Here is a 19,444-nt window from a genome sequence, read left to right on the forward strand (position 1 = left end):
ATATGATGCCAGAAGTCGTGATCGTCGACGCTGTACGTACGGCCATCGGCCGCCGCAAAGGCTCCTTATCGAACATGCATCCGGTTGATTTGCTTGTTCCAGTCCTTCAGGCACTCGTACAACGAAACGGAATTGAAGCGGGTTCCGTGGAAGATGTTGTCGTCGGATGTGTCACGATGACGGGGGAGCAAGGCGGAAACATTGGGCGGCAAGCCGTACTTGCAGCCGGATTTCCAGTGGAAGTGCCATCTTTTTCGCTAAATCGCATGTGCGGCTCGAGCCAGCAAGCCATTCATACGGCGTCACAAGCCATTCTCGCTGGCGATATCGATATTGCGATCGCTTGCGGTGTGGAAAGCATGACAAGAGTACCGATGGGAAGCGATATGGGGAGATTTAGCAAAAACTTAACGAGTAAGTACAACATTGTCCCACAAGGGATATCCGCTGAAATGATCGCGAAAAAATGGAACCTCTCCCGCGAGGAATTAGATGAATTTTCGCTTCAAAGCCATCAAAAAGCGGCAGAGGCGACCGATAAAGGGTGGTTTCAACGGGAAATTATCCCGATCGAGGTGAAAGGGGAAGACGGACCGTTCATTTTTGATAAAGATGAAGGGATTCGCAGAGATACGTCAATGGAGAAATTAGCCGGACTGACACCGTCGTTCCAGCCGAACAGCGGTGTAGTGACAGCAGGAAATTCCAGCCAAGTAAGCGACGGAGCAGCGGGGCTTCTGCTCATGTCAGAAGAAAAAGCAAAAGCGCTCGGTCTTAAGCCGCGGGCGCGCATCGTCGCCCGGGCGGTGGTCGGCGAAGATCCAGTGATGATGTTAACGGGGATTATTCCCGCTACACGGAAAGTATTACACAAAGCGGGACTCACTTTGGAGCAAATGGACGTCATCGAAGTGAACGAAGCGTTCGCTTCCGTCGTCAAAGCGTGGGAACGTGAACTTGAGCCAGACATGAGAAAGGTCAATCCGCGGGGCGGAGCCATTGCGCTTGGGCACCCGCTTGGCGCGAGTGGGGCGCGCATTCAGACGACATTACTTCATCAATTGGAGGATATGGACGGGAAATACGGGCTGCAAGTGATGTGCATCGGTTTTGGCATGGCGACGGCAACAATCATTGAGAGATTGTAACGTCCGAGAACGCATGAATAGACAGGAAGGGAAGGGATACGGTTTGAACGCTTCCGTCGAAAAGACATATCCAGAGTGTCTCTCGTCCTTATCGGCAGTCGGCGAAGCCATTGAGAAGGAAATTGCGGAGATTACAATAGGAAAGCGGCGTCGGAAAATCATCTCCGTCTTTGCCAAAAACGGCTTAGGTATGTTCATCAAAGATGTAATGGCCAAAAAACTGATCGGGAAACGAAAGCTCAGCCAACACGAAAGCGAATACTTGCGGAAAATCGGGAAACGATTGAGGTTAGCTTTTGAAGAGTTAGGACCGACGTTCATCAAGCTCGGCCAAGTGTTAGTGACCCGCCAAGATTTATTGCCCGAACCGATTACTCTTGAATTGGAGAAATTATTAGATAAAGTGCCGCCAATCGAGTTTTCCAAGATTCAATATATCATCGAGAAAGAACTTCCCGACGGGGTGAACACGTTTGAATGGATTGACGAAGAGCCTCTCGGTTCGGCTTCGCTCGCTCAAGTGTATAAGGCCAAATTGAAAGGCGGGCCAACGGTGGCGTTGAAAGTTGTGCGCCCTACTGTAGAGAAAATGTTTCAAACCGACATTATTGTCATTAAGAAGATGGCGTCGTGGCTGCAAAAACGTTTACCGCCCGAACTGCAAGCGGCGCTCGATTTCAGAGAATTGGTTCAAGACTATTACAGCAGTGCGATGGATGAGTTGGACATGATGGAAGAAGCCCGAAAAATGAGGGAGATGAAGAAAAAATACGGAAAAAAATCAGAATATGTTACCGTTCCTGAAGTGTACGAGGCGACGAAAAACGTTCTAATCATGGAATACATTGATGGCTGGCTTATTAAAGATTTCCCGGTTGACTTTTTCACCTTTGAAGAACGGGTAAAAATTATGATCGACCTTGTCCATCATTACGTTCAAACGATGCTAGACGGCCATTACCATGCCGATGCCCATGGATCGAACATCATGATCAATAAACATACGAAAAAAGCGGTCATCATTGACTGGGGGATGACCGGACGCATAGACAGCATTATGGCGCAAATTTTGATGCGGGTGATTATGCATATCCAGTTAAACCAAGCTGAAGACGCCGCTGAAGTGTTTATGGAGCTCATGACCCCGACGATTTATACCGATGTCGTCAAAATGAAAGACGAATTAAGGACACTTGTTTTGAATTACGTCTCCGCCCACCAAGGAAGCTCTCGCTATAATTATGGCCGTCTCGTACTCGAAGCGATATCCATCGGGATCAAAAACTATTGCAAAGTTCCGAACGGTTTGGCGCTATGGGCAAAAGGGTTTTCCGCAACAGAAGGAACAGCGCGCTGGATTTGCCCGGAAATCTCTTACGGCCAAGTCGTCGAGGCTTATGAAATTCCCATTTTGAAAAGTATACTTAGCAAGCGATTTAATTTTCGAGCCAACGCTAGTTTGTTAGCTGAGTCGTCTGAAATGGTGGCGACATTCCCACGCCGCTTCAATAAAGTGATGGAAATTTTGGCGGATAATAAATTGCGGCTCAATATGCAGATCCAACCTGATCCGGTGATCCGCAATATATTAAACCAAATAGCGAATCGGTTGGCATTGGCGCTTGTCACATTTGCCATTATTGTTGCAAGCGGTTTCATTATCTCAAGCATTCCGAACGGGACATTTCTATGGATGAGTAAGGAAACGATTGCCAACGTCGGATTGACCGCCTCAATCATTCTCGTCATCTTCCTGCTTTGGCGTTTGTTCCGCACGAGAAAACATCGATCGCTGTTTTAACGTCCATCTTTTCATAGAAGGAGGTGGGGCGACATTGAAAGAAGACCGGGAAAGGGCCACGATGTCGCAACGAATTTCGGCGTTTTATCGGCAAAGCGGCGGCCCTAGAAATCCGCAAATTCAACGGATTTTAGAAGAGCATTTGTTATACGGCAGAGATCACGGCATTCCGGGAAAGAAAGAAGATATTAACGATGTGTTGAGAGAAGTGTTTTTGAATGATCATTCGACACGGCCGCTTGTTATCGGGCTTTTAAGAATGCGAGCGGCTTTGAAAGAACAGTGGGAAGCGTATTTGAACGCCTTGCGCCATGAGGACAGACGAAAAGTGGAGGAGTTAGAAAAACTGTAAAACATCCGTGATGACAACGAGAAAGCAATCGATTGTTTTTCATGACGGAAAAAAGGGGGGAACGGATTGAAAGCAGCTGTCCTACACCATTACGGTGAACAACTGCGAATTGAACATGTCGAACTTGAACCGCCCCGCAAAGGCGAAGTTCGGGTGAAAATGAAAGCGGCCGGCATTTGCCATAGCGATTTGCATGTTGTTAATGCCCATTTGCCATTGCCGGTGCCGATCATTCTCGGCCATGAAGGGGCCGGAGTGGTCGATGCGGTCGGTGAAGGAGTTACGAGCGTGAAAGTTGGCGATCACGTTGTGCTAAACTGGGTGCCATCGTGCGGGACGTGCTACTATTGTCAAATCGGGCGGCCCGACATGTGTGAGGAAGCGGCTAAATTAACAGCAATGGGAACGATGCCCGATGGCACGACGCGTTTTTCGCTTGGTGGGAAGCCGGTCTACCAATTCCTTTCCATAGGAACGTTCAGTGAGTATACGGTCGTTCCTGAACGAGCAGCGATCCCGATCCGAGCCGACGTTCCGTTTGAATTGGCGGCGCTTGTCGGCTGTAGCGTCATGACCGGTGTCGGCGCGGTCATCAAGACGGCGAAAGTGGAGCCAGGAAGCACGGTGGCGGTGATCGGTGCCGGCGGCGTTGGATTTAATGTCATTCAAGGAGCCGCCTTGTCGGGGGCTAAGCAAATTATTGCGATTGACATTGTGCCGGAAAAGTTAGCCATGACGAAAACGTTTGGGGCGACGCATACGATCAATGCCAGTGAAGAAGATGTTGTCAGCGCCGTACTAGATTTAACGGATGGCCATGGTGTGGATTATGCGTTTGAAGCAATCGGTCGGCCAGAGACGATGGCTGAAGCGTATAACATCACGAGAAAAACAGGAACAACGGTGATCGTCGGTATTGCCGCGCCAAACGAAAACGTTGCCGTCAATGCGTTTTCCTTGCCTTCTCAATCGAAAACATTGACCGGATCTTGGCTTGGGCAAGGGAATCCTCCGGTCGATTATCCAAAACTGCTCGATTTATATGCGGCAGGAAAATTACAACTAGAACCTTTAGTGAGCCAAATTTATTCATTGGATCAAATTAATGAAGGATTTGAAGCGTTGAAGACGGGAAAAAACATCCGCGGCGTCATTCGGTTTGCTGAATGATTGATTATGAAATGGGGGTTGAACATATGCCGTTATTTAAAGATGAACAAGAATTGTATGCCATACTCGGGGGATTTTTTGAAGAGGTTGCTGAAAGGGAAGAATCAAAGGAAATGATTTCCTCTACTGAAATATCCGAAGGGTACGACGCCTTTGTCCAATACGTGTTTCACAAACCGGAAGGCAAGATTACATGGGCGGAAGAGAACGGCCGATTGAAAGTGATTTGCGGGGATCATGATTTACGTCCGGAGCTTGTTTTTGAACAAACCGCCGATGTCGGCCATAAATTTTGGCTAGGAAAATTGGATTTGCAGCAGGCTCTAGCTCGCCAACAAATTAAAGTGCAAGGCCCGCTAGCCAACGCCTTGAGAGTGTTGCCGCAATTGGATGCGATTTATCCGGCATACCGCGAGTATTTAAAGAAATTAGGCCGGGAAGATTTGTTGGCCTAAAACGAAATGAGGGTAGGTCCTCTGCACAAATTTGACCTCATGGGAAGCGGAAAAATGCGTTGCTCGTTCATACGAAATTAATCATTGGGGTGGAACATTGCAATGATTTCGATGGAAACGACAGAAGCCGGGTTGTTTTTGAATGGAGAATGGAGGCCGGCCGCGACCGATGAAACGTTTAACGTCATCGATCCGGCGACAGGAAAAGTCACGGCGCGTGTCGCCAATGCGGGGGAGAGAGATGTCGATGAGGCGGTGAAAAGCGCTGAGGCGGCGTTTCATGACAGAAGGTGGCTGTCCATGCCTCCGCTTGAACGGGGAAGAATTTTACGGAACGTGGCTGACTTAATCCGTAAGCACCACATGGAGTTGGCGCACATAATGACACGCGAAAACGGAATGCCGCTGAATATGGCGTTGTTCGTGGAAATTCCGATGGCCGCCGATTGTTTCGACTTTTTTGCTTCACTTGTCATTCAACCCCAAGGAGACGTGTTGCCGTTTTCGTTAAACGGCGCACCGCCGAATTATATGGCATGGACGATGAAAGAACCGATTGGTGTTGCCGGGTTAATTACCCCATGGAATTTCCCGCTGCTTATGCCAACATGGAAGGTGGCACCAGCCCTTGCGGCAGGGTGTACGATGATTTTGAAGCCGGCGCCGGAAACCCCGTTAACGGCATTAAAACTGGCCGAGTTGTGTCAGAAAGCGGGCGTTCCCGAAGGGGTGCTGAACGTCCTCCCGGGGAAGGATGAGGCGGGAAAGGCGATCGTCAAACATCCGAGGATTCCGAAAATTGCCTTTACCGGAGAAACTGCGACCGGCCGGCATATTTTACAAGCAGCCGCTCCGTATATTAAGCGCGTATCTTTAGAACTTGGCGGCAAGTCACCGAACATTATATTCGACGATGCCGATATCGAAGATGCAGCGAAAAGTGCGTTGTTTGGAGTTTTTTATAATTCTGGGCAAGTGTGTCAGGCGGGAAGCCGCATTTTGGTTCATCATTCGGTCTATGATTCATTCGTTGAAAAGTTGGTAGAAAAAGCGAAAAAGTTAAAAGTCGGGCCTGGCACCGACATGCGAAACGACCTTGGTCCCGTCATCAGCAAAACTCAACATGAGAAAATCTTACAATATATTGAAATCGGCCAAGAAGAAGGGGCGACGTTATTAACAGGAGGTCGTGTGCCCGAAGGACTCACTGATGGTTATTTTATCGAACCGACGGTCTTTGCTGACGTTACTCCGACTATGCGGATTGCCTGTGAAGAAATTTTCGGCCCCGTTGTGAGCGTCATTCCGTTTAAAGACGATGATGAAGCCGTACAAATTGCCAATGAAACGATTTACGGCCTAGCGGCGGCAGTTTGGACACGGGATATTAAAAGGGGACTCAACATGGCGCGGCGGATCAAAAGTGGAACATTATGGATTAATACTTATCAAGTGCTTTCTCCGACCTTGCCATTTGGCGGCTATAAACAGAGCGGCATTGGCCGCGAGTTAGGCGTTCAGGCACTCGATAGTTATTTGGAAACGAAATCGGTCATTTGCGACTTGAACGATCGACCGATGACGTTTTTCTAAACATATACAAGGTTAAGGTTTAAATGGGAAGTTTACACCGGACAGACAAACGATTGGAATGTGTACTTTATCGTTTCTATTCAAAATGATAGGAGGGGGAAAAGATGGTTTACCGCGAAAGTTTTCAAACGGTGAAAGGAACGATTCAATGGGATCATCCAATGTATAAATTGTATGAAAAGGCGAAAAAACAAGGAAAGTGGAATCCGGCTGATATTGACTTCAGCCAAGACCAAGAAGATTTTCAACGTTTAAGTGATGGAGAAAAAATCGCTTCATTGCCGCTTGTCGCCGGTTTTTCAGCTGGCGAAGAAGCGGTGACGCTAGATATTTTGCCGATGATTAACGCGATGGCACGCCAAGGCCGTTTAGAAGACACGATGTTTTTGACTACCTTTTTGCATGACGAAGCGAAACATGTGGAAATGTTTTCCCGCTGGCAGCAAGCGGTTGGCGTCGGTGATATGGACCTTTCGGTTTTCCATAATGACAGTTACAAACGGATTTTTTACGAAGCGCTGCCGGAGTCAATGAACCGATTGAATACAGATGATTCTCCAGAAGCGGTCATTCGGGCGGCCACCGTGTATAACATGATTGTCGAAGGGACCCTTGCGGAATCAGGGTACTATGCGTTCCGGCAAATTTTTAAAAAAGCGGGATTGTTTCCAGGGATTTTGCAAGGGATTGATTACTTGAATATGGATGAAGGGCGCCATATCCAATTTGGCATTTACACGATTCAGCGGCTTGTCGCCGGCAACCATGCCCTTTATAAGGTGTTCATTGATTATATGGATGAACTGTGGAAACATGCCTTCGGCTATGTCGAATATTTAGTGTCATTAGGAGAACAACAAAAAAAGCTGTTAGCGTCGAAACGGATGCTAGAAGTGGACTACGACATGTTAAAGAACTATGCGGTGAAACAGTTCCATATCCGGAAAAAACAAATCGACCGGGCGAAGAAATATGACAGTGTTGATGAGCTTGAAAAAGCGATGACAGAGGTAGAGAGCTAGACCGTTTTGAAAAACAAAGATTAGGCTGATATTGAAATGGTTGAAAAGAGAACAGATGATATCGATTTCCGGACGTCTAGTATTATGCTCATTTCCAGCTTCGTTGATTCAAGATTTCGAAGAGTCATGCCAAATCAGGTGGAAGGGGGAGGTGCGGCTTTTCCCAACCTCCCGACACCATCATTTCCCAAGTTCGCGATTCGAAGGGACGTTTCCGTGAATGGCCCGATTTTTCAAACGCTTAGTCGATTCATGTGTTGGAGATGGAAAAATGGTTTGACAATATTCTGAATAATAAATATATTCTTAAAAAATAAGGTATTTATTTTGGGGGAAATAGGGATTTTGTAAAAAAGGGGGTAATTATGATGGAAAACGCATTAAATGTGAACAAGAAGCGCCTTGGGATCATTGGCGGAGCAGGAATGTTAGGGCTGATTGCGTTACTTTTGGTTCTGTTCATGTCGGGCACGGTCTTTGCCGCTTTCCCACTGTCTGGAGTAGGCGGTTTTGTCATCAGTGCCGACAAAATTACAGGAACAAATTTCAAATTATATCCATCACTTGGCGAAACAGAAAATAAACCGGTATGGGCACAAGCAGCGATTGACTTAGAATCAGCCACTATTAACGGGTTGGTGCTCTCAAAAAATATTAACACGGAGAGTGCCCTCGGAAGTTATAACATCAAAAGTGTGGATGTCATCGTGACAGGCGGGGACGTTGTTGGCCAAAATTTGAAGTTAAGAGTATCCGGTATTGAATCTGACAATACATTATTTAAAAATTTGCAAGTGAAAGAATATTATACAGATAATCCGCTCAATGTCATTGACTTGCAAGCGCCAAATTTAACTCTTGATCATCCTAAATTAAATACGCATTTCTTATCTGCGGGGGACATTTCTATTCCTAGCATGAAACTAAAAATCGTTGCGAATATGAAGGACGGCAGCAAACTCGGGGATTTCTAATTCGAGGTGCATCATCATTCATATATCGCCTATTTCCCCCAAAATGAATGGAGGGAAACCTCTATCATCTTAAGTTTTGATGAAAATAGTCACGAATGGATCGAAAGGTGTTGGCTATATCGTTAGGAGGTGGACCAGATGATCAAGTTATTTTTTGAAACTTTGAGTATGATCGTCATCGGTTTGGTTACCGGAGCTTTTGCGGGCGGGCTCGTTTTTGGAAAAGGATTGGGAGGTGCGGTGATCGGGGGAGGAACGGGAGCGGCTCTTCTTGCTTTGCTGACGATGTTGTTTCACTTTATGAAGTGGAACAAAGCGAAAATGAAATATGCAAGTGCCAGCCTTTTGCCAGGGGCCCTAATTGGCGGAAGCCAGTTGCTCGGCTTCGGTGCAAAGGGGGCGGTCATCTTTGGCTTTTGCAATGCTATCATTTATTCAACGCTCATTCATAAGATGGTCGAAAACCATGTAAATAAAGAACGATACGTATTATATCATGGCCACTATTTGAACCTTTTTTTACTTGGTTCAATCGGGACGTTTGTAGCGATTAATGTAATAGGTATTATTGATCATTTGGTAAATTTTAATAAGGTCGCAATGGAGCTACCATTTTATTTAACGAATCTGGCCGTTGTGGTCGTTGCTCTGTTGATTTATGCCACTGGGGTGTTAATAAAAAAACGAAAACAAGAAACGTGGTCACAAGCGGTCCAAGCAAGTAGAAATATGCTTTTTATATTAGCGGCAATCGTCGCCGTATTAATGGGAGTTTTTACATGCACCCATCTAGGAATGGTCCAGCTCGATGGTGTTATTCGTCGCGTGGCCGGGCTCGTTCTGCCTTATGGTGTAGGGGTGTTTTTACCGCTTTCTTTTGGGTATTTGCTTGCGTCCAATAAACATCGCCCGGTTATGGGCGCGGTTTTTTCTCTCGTTGGCGGGAGTTTGATTTTACTCGTCGGAATTAGCGTTGCTCCGATGTTATTATTGCCTGGAAGCGGATTAATGTGGGCCGGGCTCGTCATCGGAATGGTCATGATAATGTTATCGATTTTGGCCATGGCCAAACCTGAAACTCATTTATTTACAGGCTGTTTGATCATTATTTGTTCCATTCTATCATTTATCGGGGCGGCAGGAGGGTTAGTGGTTGGCGGATTGCTTGGCTTAATTGGCGGTACATTCATTGCCGCTTGGAATGGTGTTCTTTCAAAAACGGGCTCCAATGACCATGATCTTTCGAAAAGTCCAAAAGACATTCCAACTGTAACTTCAAATACGATAACCGGTTAACAATCACTGAAATCATTTGAAGGGAACATCCGTTATGATCGTATGGAAAAAAGCGAAAATCATTAGTCTTTTGTTTGTACTTATCATTAGTTTTTGCTTTCCGCTAGGAGGTACGAGCCGAGCAGCGGCAACGACGGCCGATGAGGATTCCGGCTTTATCATTCATGCCGATAAAGTCGTGGGCACTCTCGATTTAGGAGGGATCATCATTGGAGCGCCTGGAGTGATCATCGGTGAACTGCCGATTGCATTTCTACAGGCGAAAATATATGGGCTGACTTTAACAAAATTAGTGAGAACAGACTATGGGACAATGGTGTTGTCCATCCAATCTAACGATATAGCCAATGCCAAGCTAATGAATATGACAGTGACGAAGCTGCATATTGGCGGCCTCTGTTTCGATGGCGTCCCTGTCGTTGAGCAGTGCTTGAGGGATGTGACCCTTGTAGCTACAAAATTAACCACGGACCATGTTCAAATTCCAAATATGTCAGTCGAAACAAGTTTTGATCCAAAAGAAGTATCTGAAGCGCAATCGATCGCACAATCATTGTTAAAGCAAGATTTGGAGAAGGAAGCCGAACATCTAATATTAGCGATTCATGAGCACGAAAGTGGAAAGACGGACAACGAAATCGAGGCTTTCAAAGAAGTGAAGAAAGATATGGCAAAGTTTCAAGAACAAGCCGATCAAATGGATCGACTCCTCAACGATGCGGAACAACGAAGGAAGCAAATAGAGAATGAAGCGGACCGTTTGGAAAAAGAAATAAAACAAGGAAACGAACGGATTGGAAATCTAGATGTGTTGAAAGAAACGGTACAACATTTAAGTAAGCAATACAACGATTTTACCATTCAATTAAAAAGTTTCACATTTACTTTACAAAAAATGGATGAGATGTTGCAACAGGTAAAAGAATCGCTAGAAGCCAAACAAAAAACGGTCCAAAACGTGTCAGAAACCTTAAAGAAACTCAAGCTCGGCGAAAAGTCGGAGATCGGTCAAGAGGTCGCAGAAACAAAGAAGAAGCTTCACTCCATCGAAGAAAAAGTTGACCAAGCCGATGAGCAAATCAACGGGTTACAAAACGAGATACATACATGGAGCGATCGCATCAATCAGATGAACAAATCTATTGAAGCTTTAAAACAATATATTGGCCAACAACACGAACAGGAGGAAAAATCGGACAATGGGAGTGAGTGAGGCGAAAGAAAAAATTGGAATGGCGAAAGGAGCTCCATTCCAATTTCCACTATTTTTTTGAGTGCCGCCGCAAATGAATTATATGATTCCATCCCGTATCGCTTTGACAATGGCTTCCGTACGGTTTTTCGCATTCATTTTTTGCAAAATGGTCGACACATAGTCGCGAACAGTATATTCGCTTAAATGCAATCTTTTAGCCGCTTCATAGGTGGAAGCTCCTTCTGCGACCAATTTCAATACTTCAATTTCGCGAGGAGACAAATGGGGCGTTGCAGCGGCTTGTGGAAATTCCGGGCGATCACCGCCGAATTTTGCTAAAATTTCCCCGGCGCTTTGGCCGAATTTCATAACGGCGGTAAAAATGTCACTCGAAATGTTAAATGGTTTTCCTGGTCCTTGATCTAAAATGGCTGCTCCGATGAGTTTGCTTTCCGAAGGAACGTAAATTGGGGCAATGACAATAGATTCGAGTTGAAATTGTTTGACATATTTGATCGGCAGGCCTTTCGCTGCTTCTGACACATAAATGGGCGGCAAATTCGTGATGTTTCCGCCAAGCAGCTGTAATCGCTGCATATAATTTTTAATTAGCGGGAGGCCATTAATATTCTCGTGAATGTTTTTTATCTCTTCGTTGTTCAGCTGGTACCCATAAAGTCCAAACCCGCTTTCATTCGCGCTAGAATAAGCAAACAATGCACACCGTTCAAACGGCAAGTAGTTCACAAAACCAGACGAAATATATTCAAACGCTTGATGTAACGTTTTAGCACGCATAATCCATTGATCAAATAAAATAACCGCATCCTTCCATAATTGTCCCTGTTTTGCCTTTTCTAGCACCTTTTCCCCTGTATTGAACATTTGCAAGGAATGCATGATAAATGGAAGAGCTTGGTGTTCCGTTTCGTTTGTACAAAACAATAAAATTTTTTCTTCCCACGGGATCGGAAAAACCCGCATTTTTTCCCCTGTTTTCGGCATGAATTCAAGCAAAGACTCCGATAACGCAAATAATGTATCCGCTTCCAATTGGCGGCCGATCGTTGAAGGCAAGAAGTTTGTTTGGCTGTATATTTTTTTTACATAAAATCCCTCTTCTGATTTTGTCAATTCAGCAATCCAATGAATGGGAAGCTGCTTTGAGGAGGCGAGTTGTTCGAGAAAGTGGTCTATGCTGTGCTTTTCATCATAACATTCTTTAAAAATAACTTCATGGATTTTAGAAAACAAATATTGAACCGCTTGATGTTTTTGAAATAAATCACCGATGTTGGATTGAATTACCTCATGGACAGCATTTTCCAATAACGTAAAGATAAAAGTCATTTTGTTAGAAGGGAACAAACTTGAATTTTGTTTCCATCCCTCTTCGATATCCTGCAAAAGTTCTTCGATGTCTCCTCTTTTTGGGAATAACCTTTCGGAAAAAAAGCCGATAGCGGTTTCCAATGGCTGCGCCGCAATGTTTTGCTTTTTCTGTAATTCAGATAATTTCTCTTTCCACTTGGCAAGAATCAGTTCGTGGTGCTCTTGAATAATATCAATACCGTTTTGCAAGATGTTGTTCATTTTTTCTTTTAACGTCAGGCACATCGCATCGTTTCCTCCTTTTGATGACCTAATCGTTATTGGAGAAATCTGTACCGCCATTTGGTGATCAACGGAAAAAGAAGTATTGCCTGAATCCGTGATAGAAACTTGAATAAACGACTCAGATAGCCTTATGATTGAACGAATTGCTTCTTTGCCTCTTCACTTATTAGGTGAAGAGGTAAAAATGAACGAAATCAGTGATATTAATGGGATTTTGAAAGATGAAGAAATGAAGCTGTTACGGATTCAGGTATTAGCGATCTATCCTTTCAATCGGCTAGCAGTGATTATAATAATTATAATAATAATGTAACAATATTATAACAATTCTGTCTATTTTATAACAAGATGGAGATCTGGCGTTTATCCGTTTGGCAAAATGGAAGATAACCATTCACATCGTCATAGAAAGGTAATAACAAATGCTCACCTTTACATATAGAAATTTATCCAACTTCGTTTAAACCTTCCTGTTTTTCGTTCAAATGGATAAAGGCTTGGAAGGAAGCAATGGACGCAATCGGCCTGCTGTCCCAGTATAAGCTTTTCAGATGTATATTGCAGGGAGTCCGTCCATTCATTGGAATAAAAAAGTGCTGATGGAGGTGAAAAAACAATCTATATTTCGATGGGGGAGGTTCAATTATTGCTTGCTGTTGGGGAATTAGAGAAACATGATCGAAGCAGAATGGATGATCATACACGTGAATTGGCAAGGAGATTAGGAAGTTTAGGCGACAAGGGATTGCACGTACAATTACAATTTAAATAAGAAGGGAACGTATCCATCTTACCAGTTTTAATTAGCCATGGGCTCGCCTTTGCTTTGAAAAAGGTACAGTGAGTCATTTATACTTGTAAAGGAGGATATCGTCAAATGAGAGGATGGAATGATGCCCATGAGCGTTGCCGAGCATAAACAAGAAGCCCCGCTTGCCGTCCGCTGCAAAGTGGTCACCGTAAGCGACACAAGAACGGCGGAGACGGACAAAAGCGGGAAACTGATGATCGAGTTGTTAAGAGAAGCCGGACATGACGTTGTTGCATATGAAATCGTGAAAGATGAAAAAGAGGCGATCCGCCAGGCCGTGCTTGACGGCTGCCGGCGGCCGGACGTCGACGTTGTGCTGACGAACGGCGGCACCGGCATCGCCAAAAGAGATGTGACGATCGAAACGATCAAAGAAATCATCGAAAAGGAGATCGTCGGTTTTGGCGAGCTGTTTCGCATGCTGAGCTATACGGAAGATATCGGCTCGGCGGCGATCTTGTCGCGGGCGATTGCCGGAGTGGCGAATGACACGGCCATTTTTTCCACCCCAGGGTCATCTGGGGCAGTGCGTTTGGCGATGACGAAGCTGATTTTGCCGGAGCTTGGCCATGTGGTGCGGGAAATAAGAAAGGATTTACGATAAGAGCAAAAAGTGTCCGTTCAAGGAATCGGACACTTTTTGTTGGATTAGGAATTTTTCTGTTTTTCGATTTCTTGGTTGCGAAGAATAAAACGCTGGATTTTCCCACTAGGCGTTTTTGGAAGTTCTGATACGAATTCTACTTCACGAGGATATTCGTGTTTGGATAAATGATTTTTAACAAACAAAGATAATTCTTGCGCCAGTTCTTCCGATGGAGCATAGCCATCCGCCAATACAACGAAAGCTTTGACGATTTCCCCTTTTAATGGATCTGGCTTTCCAACGGCCGCTGCTTCCACTACGGCTGGATGTTCAATGAGACAGCTTTCGATTTCAAAAGGTCCAATGCGGTATCCGGCGCTGGAGATAATATCATCGGCCCTGCCTTGGAACCAAAAGTATCCGTCCGCGTCTTTCGTTGCCAAGTCTCCAGTGAGAAACCAATTTCCCATCAATCTCTCCGCCGTTTTTTCAGGCTCTTTCCAATAACCTTTAAATACGTTTGGAATGGAATCGGTGTTAAAAGCAATTTGTCCAACTTCTCCGTCTGCTACCGGAGTTCCTTCATCGTCGAGCAATGCGACTTCAAATCCCGGCAATACCCATCCCATGGAGCCCGGTCGTATTTCCATATTTACCGCGTTGAAATTACCGATTAGCATTAATGTTTCCGACAGACCGTAGTGGTCATGGACAGTTACCCCTAAATGTTTTTGGAAAAAGCGAATGACTTCCGGGTTAAGCGGTTCTCCTGCGGAGCTCATAGCACGTACGCCGATATTGTATTTACTGATTAATTCCGCACCTGCTGCAGCCATCGCGCGGTAAGCGGTTGGAGCATACGTAAAGTTGGTTACGTGATATTTTTCCATCAGCGAGTAATACGTTTCCGGTTTAAATGGGCCTTCATAAAAGACGATTGGCACTCCGAAGCACATTGGAGCAAATGTGCAAAAGATCAACCCATAAGCCCATCCCGGGTCAGCTCCTCCTAAAAAGACATCGTCATCCCGCAAATCGATCGCATATCGCATATAAGGATAAATGTTAATAAGCAAGTTGTGTGACCACATTGCTCCTTTCGGCATTCCCGTTGAGCCTGATGTATATTGGATTGCCAGCAAATCGTTTACCGTTGTTTCTTCTGTCTTATGGTCGACAGGTTCTTTTGAAAGCGTTTCCCAAAAAGGTAAATCGTTATCGTTATTCGACCCGTCGATGATAAAAATATGTTCCAATGTTGGCGTTTTTTCTCTAGGAGGCAATTTTGAACGTTGTTCTTTGTTCGTCAATATCACTTTTGCTTCGGAATGGTTGATGCGATATTCGATCGCTTGCGGGCCAAACGCTGTAAATAGCGGTACATAAGCGGCGCCGACTTTCCAAGCAGCCAAAACGTAGACGATCAGCGCAGGATTTTTAGGCAGAAGAGCGCAGACTCTATCCCCTTTTTTCACGCCAAGTTTGCGAAATACATTGGCCATTTGGTTCGACCAATCCCGTAATTCTCGATAGGTAATGGTTCTCTTTTCTCCTAAATGGTTTTCATAGAATAGGGCGATGCGTTCTGGATCGTCTGCATAACGGTCGCACACTTCATGGGCAACATTGAAACGCTCATGCGGATTCCAATCGTAATGTGCGAATACGTTATCCCAGGAAAAAGAATCAATGACTGAGGTATAGGATGCTAGTTTTGTCATGAGTATCCCTCCGCTGCATAAAGTAGAATCAATATAAATAATAATGTTAATAAAAAAAATATTCAATACATTTTATAAAAATAAAAATTGGAAATATAGAAAGAAGGAGAGCTTTACCGCGTCTGCCTCTCCTTCTTTTTTACTGATGCATGCGTTCTGATACTGTTTGATTCATCCGATACCAAATCCATAAATCATTAATGATGGAAGCGAGTTCAGCGATTTCTGCATTTAATTGGCAGGTACGTTCGAAATCATTTTCGTTGCCGAGTTCATCCTGCTTTTGGTTAATGGTTTTCTCCAATTCGGCAATACGGTCGGGAATGGCGCCGCGAATCGTTTCCCAGTGCAGCAAAATCGCGTTCTGCTCCTCTTCGCTATAATCCTCCCAATCTTTTTCTAACTTTGGCAACAGAATGCCAAGCCGTTGGTCATAAATAAAATATTGTTCCATCCTTTTTCCACCCTTTCCTTTATTGTAATTGTACAAAAAAAGGGAAAGAAACAACAATTAGTATTTTTATGCTTTCTGATGAATAACTATTGAAAAACAACAAAAAAGCTGATAAAGTGGTAATAGATTGTTCTGAATATTTATTTATATAAAAGCATATTTATGTAAACAGGAAGGGGAATAAAAAATGGCTAATCCGAAACTGGTGCTGGCGTATTCCGGAGGCTTAGATACATCGGTTGCAATTAAATGGCTGCAGGAGCGAGGCTATGATGTCATCGCCTGCTGTTTAGACCTTGGCGAAGGAAAAGATCTCGATTTCGTAAAGGAAAAAGCGTTAAAAGTCGGGGCGATTAAATCGTATGTCATTGATGTAAAGGAAGAATTTGCGAATGAATACGCGCTTATCGCCTTGCAGGCGCATGCGCTTTATGAAGGAAAATATCCGCTTGTATCCGCCTTATCGCGTCCACTGATCGCGAAAAAATTGGTGGAAATCGCGGAACTGGAAGGAGCAGTTGCCGTTGCCCACGGCTGCACCGGAAAAGGAAATGACCAAGTCCGTTTCGAAGTGTCGATTAAAGCGTTAAATCCAAACTTGGATGTTATCGCTCCGGTACGGGAATGGAGCTGGTCGCGCGAAGAGGAGATCGAATATGCGAAAAAACACGGCATTCCGATTCCAGTCGACCTTGACAGCCCGTTTTCCATTGACCAAAACTTATGGGGCAGAAGCAATGAGTGCGGTATTTTAGAAGACCCGTGGGCGGCTCCGCCGGAGGAGGCGTACGAACTGACGGCAGCGCTCGAGAATACGCCGGACGTCCCGGAAATCATTGAAATCGGTTTTGAACAAGGCGTGCCGACAACACTAAACGGTCAAACATATTCGCTTGCGCAGTTAATTTTGAAACTGAACGCGCTTGCCGGAAAACATGGCGTCGGGCGCATTGATCATGTCGAAAACCGCCTTGTCGGCATTAAGTCGCGGGAAGTATATGAATGTCCAGGAGCGATGACGCTGATTAAGGCGCACAAAGAACTGGAAGATTTAACACTCGTCAAAGAAGTCGCGCACTTTAAGCCGATTATTGAACAAAAATTGGCGGAAGTTATTTATAACGGCTTATGGTTCTCGCCAATTAAAGATGCGCTTGTCGCTTTCTTAAAAGAAACGCAAAAAAACGTAACCGGTGTTGTGCGCGTGAAATTATTTAAAGGACACGCGATTGTGGAAGGAAGAAAATCGGAATTCTCCCTATATGATGAAAAGCTGGCAACCTATACGGCGGAAGACGAATTTGACCATCAAGCGGCTGTCGGGTTTATTTCCTTATACGGATTGCCGACGAAAGTATACAGCATCGTGAACAATCAAAAGAAGGTGACCGTGTGAAAAAGCTTTGGGGAGGACGGTTTACGAAAACAGCGGAAGAATGGGTCGACGAATTTGGCGCGTCGATCCCATTCGACCAAGAGCTGGTGGAAGAAGATATCGAAGGCAGCATCGCTCACGTGACGATGCTCGGGAAATGCGGAATTTTGCCAAATGAAGATGTAGAGAAAATCAAAAATGGACTGCTTACTTTGCTCGAAAAAGCGAAGCAAGGGAAGCTGGAGTTTTCCGTTGCCTATGAAGATATTCATTTAAACATTGAAAAAATGCTTATCGATGAAATCGGTCCTGTAGGCGGGAAGCTGCATACCGGAAGAAGCCGCAATGACCAAGTGGCGACCGATATGCATTTATATTTGCGCAAACGCGTTACTGAAATTATCACGCTGATTGGGCAATTGCAAAAAGTGCTTGTGGAAAAAGCGGAAAAGCATGTGGAGACGATTGTGCCGGGATATACGCATTTACAGCGGGCTCAGCCGATCTCGTTCGCCCATCATTTGCTCGCCTATTTTTGGATGCTCGAGCGCGATCGCGAGCGGTTCCGCGAGTCATTAAAGCGCATTAATAAGTCGCCGCTTGGCGCAGGAGCGCTTGCCGGCACGACGTTTCCGATCGACCGCCATATGACCGCGGAGCTGCTTGGATTTGACGGCATTTACGAAAACAGCATCGATGCGGTAAGCGACCGCGATTTCATCATTGAGTTTCTAAGCAACAGCGCCATGCTGATGATGCATTTATCCCGTTTTTGCGAGGAGCTCATTCTTTGGTCGAGCCAGGAGTTCCAATTCGTTGAAATCGATGATGCGTTTGCGACAGGCAGCAGCATTATGCCGCAAAAGAAAAATCCTGATATGGCCGAGTTAATCCGCGGCAAAACAGGACGGGTGTACGGAAATTTGTTTGGGCTGTTGACTGTGATGAAAGGAACACCGCTCGCGTATAACAAAGATATGCAGGAAGATAAAGAAGGCATGTTTGATACGGTAAAAACGGTGATTGGCTCGCTGAAAATTTTCGCCGGCATGATCGAAACGATGAAAGTCAATGTGGACGTGATGGAAAAAGCGACAAAACAAGATTTTTCAAACGCGACCGAGCTAGCCGACTATTTGGCCAATAAAGGAGTGCCATTCCGCGAAGCGCACGAAATCGTGGGCAAGCTCGTGCTGACATGCATTGAAAAAGGCATATTTTTAGCGGATTTGCCGCTTGATGTCTATAAAGAAGCGTCACCGTTGTTTGAAGAAGATATATATGAAGCGCTTAAGCCATACACCGCTGTTAACCGCCGCAATAGCGCGGGTGGAACAGGGTTTTCCGAAGTAAGAAAAGCGTTGGAAAAAGCCAAAAAAATAGCGAACACTCCGTAGCGGATGCTGCGGAGTGTTTTTCTTTATTCTTTTTCGGTTCGCACAACAAGCACATCGCATTTCGCATAGCGGGTGATATGTTCGGAAACGCTTCCAATTAACAGGCGTTCGACTGCGTTTAATCCTGTTGCTCCACAGACGATCAAGTCAGCTTTATATTTTTGCGCTACATCTCTAGCGATTTTTACTTTTGGGGAACCAAATTCAATATCGATGACAACATCGTTTAATCCAGCAGCCAATGCTTGTTGTTGGTAACCACTTAAAAGCTCTTTTGCGTATTCTTCAGACCGTTCAACGGCAGTGCTGTCATACACTTCAAGGGGGGCAAAGCTCCGTAAATCAATAACATGAGAAAGAATGAGTTTCGCGTTATTACGTTTAGCAATTTGGACCGCTTTTTTGAATGCCCATTCCGCTTCTTTGGAACCGTCTACGGCAACGACAATTGTTTTGTACGTCATCGTCATGGTTCTC

At 45.0% G+C, this 19,444-nt stretch carries 17 protein-coding genes; 13 read left to right on the plus strand and 4 right to left on the minus strand.

Going from position 1 to position 19,444, the window contains the following annotated elements; genetic code table 11:
* Positions 1–5: 5 nt before the first annotated feature.
* From AC1WMD_RS04020 to AC1WMD_RS04065, 10 genes are all read left to right on the plus strand, one after another.
* A complete protein-coding gene (locus AC1WMD_RS04020) occupies positions 6–1,148 on the plus strand; it encodes a thiolase family protein (protein ID WP_043905769.1) in 1,143 nt (380 codons plus the stop codon).
* 43 nt (positions 1,149–1,191) lie between these two features.
* Positions 1,192–2,949, plus strand: coding sequence for an ABC1 kinase family protein (locus AC1WMD_RS04025; protein ID WP_043905768.1), 1,758 nt, complete (start codon positions 1,192–1,194; stop codon positions 2,947–2,949).
* Between the two features lie 34 nt (positions 2,950–2,983).
* Positions 2,984–3,301 carry a hypothetical protein gene (locus AC1WMD_RS04030; protein WP_043905767.1) on the plus strand — a complete coding sequence of 106 codons (318 nt, stop codon included), beginning with the start codon at positions 2,984–2,986 and terminating at the stop codon, positions 3,299–3,301.
* A gap of 66 nt (positions 3,302–3,367) precedes the next feature.
* The gene (locus tag AC1WMD_RS04035) at positions 3,368–4,471 is read left to right on the plus strand and encodes a Zn-dependent alcohol dehydrogenase (RefSeq protein ID WP_043905766.1); all 1,104 of its coding nucleotides are present in this window, start codon (positions 3,368–3,370) and stop codon (positions 4,469–4,471) included.
* A 26-nt stretch (positions 4,472–4,497) separates the two neighbouring features.
* Positions 4,498–4,926 carry a hypothetical protein gene (locus tag AC1WMD_RS04040; RefSeq protein ID WP_494256035.1) on the plus strand — a complete coding sequence of 143 codons (429 nt, stop codon included), beginning with the start codon at positions 4,498–4,500 and terminating at the stop codon, positions 4,924–4,926.
* Between the two features lie 102 nt (positions 4,927–5,028).
* On the plus strand, positions 5,029–6,519 hold the full coding sequence (locus AC1WMD_RS04045) for an aldehyde dehydrogenase family protein (protein WP_494256037.1): 1,491 nt from the start codon (positions 5,029–5,031) through the stop codon (positions 6,517–6,519).
* Positions 6,520–6,623: 104 nt separating this feature from the next.
* Complete coding sequence (locus AC1WMD_RS04050) at positions 6,624–7,541, plus strand: R2-like ligand-binding oxidase (protein WP_494256039.1); 918 nt, start codon at positions 6,624–6,626, stop codon at positions 7,539–7,541.
* Between the two features lie 365 nt (positions 7,542–7,906).
* Positions 7,907–8,515 carry a DUF6230 family protein gene (locus tag AC1WMD_RS04055; RefSeq protein WP_088124201.1) on the plus strand — a complete coding sequence of 203 codons (609 nt, stop codon included), beginning with the start codon at positions 7,907–7,909 and terminating at the stop codon, positions 8,513–8,515.
* 138 nt (positions 8,516–8,653) lie between these two features.
* On the plus strand, positions 8,654–9,811 hold the full coding sequence (locus AC1WMD_RS04060) for a DUF6114 domain-containing protein (RefSeq protein ID WP_043905762.1): 1,158 nt from the start codon (positions 8,654–8,656) through the stop codon (positions 9,809–9,811).
* A gap of 34 nt (positions 9,812–9,845) precedes the next feature.
* Complete coding sequence (locus tag AC1WMD_RS04065) at positions 9,846–11,024, plus strand: hypothetical protein (protein WP_043905761.1); 1,179 nt, start codon at positions 9,846–9,848, stop codon at positions 11,022–11,024.
* A gap of 78 nt (positions 11,025–11,102) precedes the next feature.
* Here AC1WMD_RS04065 and AC1WMD_RS04070 read toward each other — a convergent pair whose 3' ends face one another.
* Complete coding sequence (locus AC1WMD_RS04070) at positions 11,103–12,623, minus strand: response regulator transcription factor (protein ID WP_494256040.1); 1,521 nt, start codon at positions 12,621–12,623, stop codon at positions 11,103–11,105.
* A gap of 899 nt (positions 12,624–13,522) precedes the next feature.
* Here AC1WMD_RS04070 and AC1WMD_RS04075 point away from each other — a divergent pair.
* On the plus strand, positions 13,523–14,038 hold the full coding sequence (locus AC1WMD_RS04075) for a MogA/MoaB family molybdenum cofactor biosynthesis protein (protein WP_043905759.1): 516 nt from the start codon (positions 13,523–13,525) through the stop codon (positions 14,036–14,038).
* 44 nt (positions 14,039–14,082) lie between these two features.
* Here AC1WMD_RS04075 and AC1WMD_RS04080 read toward each other — a convergent pair whose 3' ends face one another.
* Both AC1WMD_RS04080 and AC1WMD_RS04085 read right to left on the minus strand, forming a co-directional pair.
* Positions 14,083–15,741, minus strand: coding sequence for an acetate--CoA ligase (locus AC1WMD_RS04080; protein ID WP_494256042.1), 1,659 nt, complete (start codon positions 15,739–15,741; stop codon positions 14,083–14,085).
* Positions 15,742–15,880: 139 nt separating this feature from the next.
* Positions 15,881–16,195 (minus strand): hypothetical protein, encoded by a 315-nt coding sequence (locus tag AC1WMD_RS04085; RefSeq protein ID WP_494256043.1) that lies wholly within the window; start codon positions 16,193–16,195, stop codon positions 15,881–15,883.
* Positions 16,196–16,382: 187 nt separating this feature from the next.
* On the opposite strand from AC1WMD_RS04085, the gene AC1WMD_RS04090 reads away from it, so the two are divergent.
* Together AC1WMD_RS04090 and argH are read left to right on the plus strand one after the other, a co-directional pair.
* Positions 16,383–17,591 carry an argininosuccinate synthase gene (locus AC1WMD_RS04090; protein WP_043905756.1) on the plus strand — a complete coding sequence of 403 codons (1,209 nt, stop codon included), beginning with the start codon at positions 16,383–16,385 and terminating at the stop codon, positions 17,589–17,591.
* The gene (gene argH, locus AC1WMD_RS04095) at positions 17,588–18,967 is read left to right on the plus strand and encodes an argininosuccinate lyase (RefSeq protein ID WP_494256044.1); all 1,380 of its coding nucleotides are present in this window, start codon (positions 17,588–17,590) and stop codon (positions 18,965–18,967) included. The genes AC1WMD_RS04090 and argH overlap by 4 nt, the downstream gene beginning before the upstream one ends.
* Positions 18,968–18,990: 23 nt before the next feature.
* Here argH and AC1WMD_RS04100 read toward each other — a convergent pair whose 3' ends face one another.
* Positions 18,991–19,437: a universal stress protein gene (locus tag AC1WMD_RS04100; RefSeq protein ID WP_043905754.1), complete on the minus strand. Its 447-nt coding sequence runs from the start codon at positions 19,435–19,437 to the stop codon at positions 18,991–18,993.
* Positions 19,438–19,444: the final 7 nt, after the last annotated feature.

It is taken from the genome of Parageobacillus sp. NEAU-HV-2 (genome assembly GCF_059115485.1).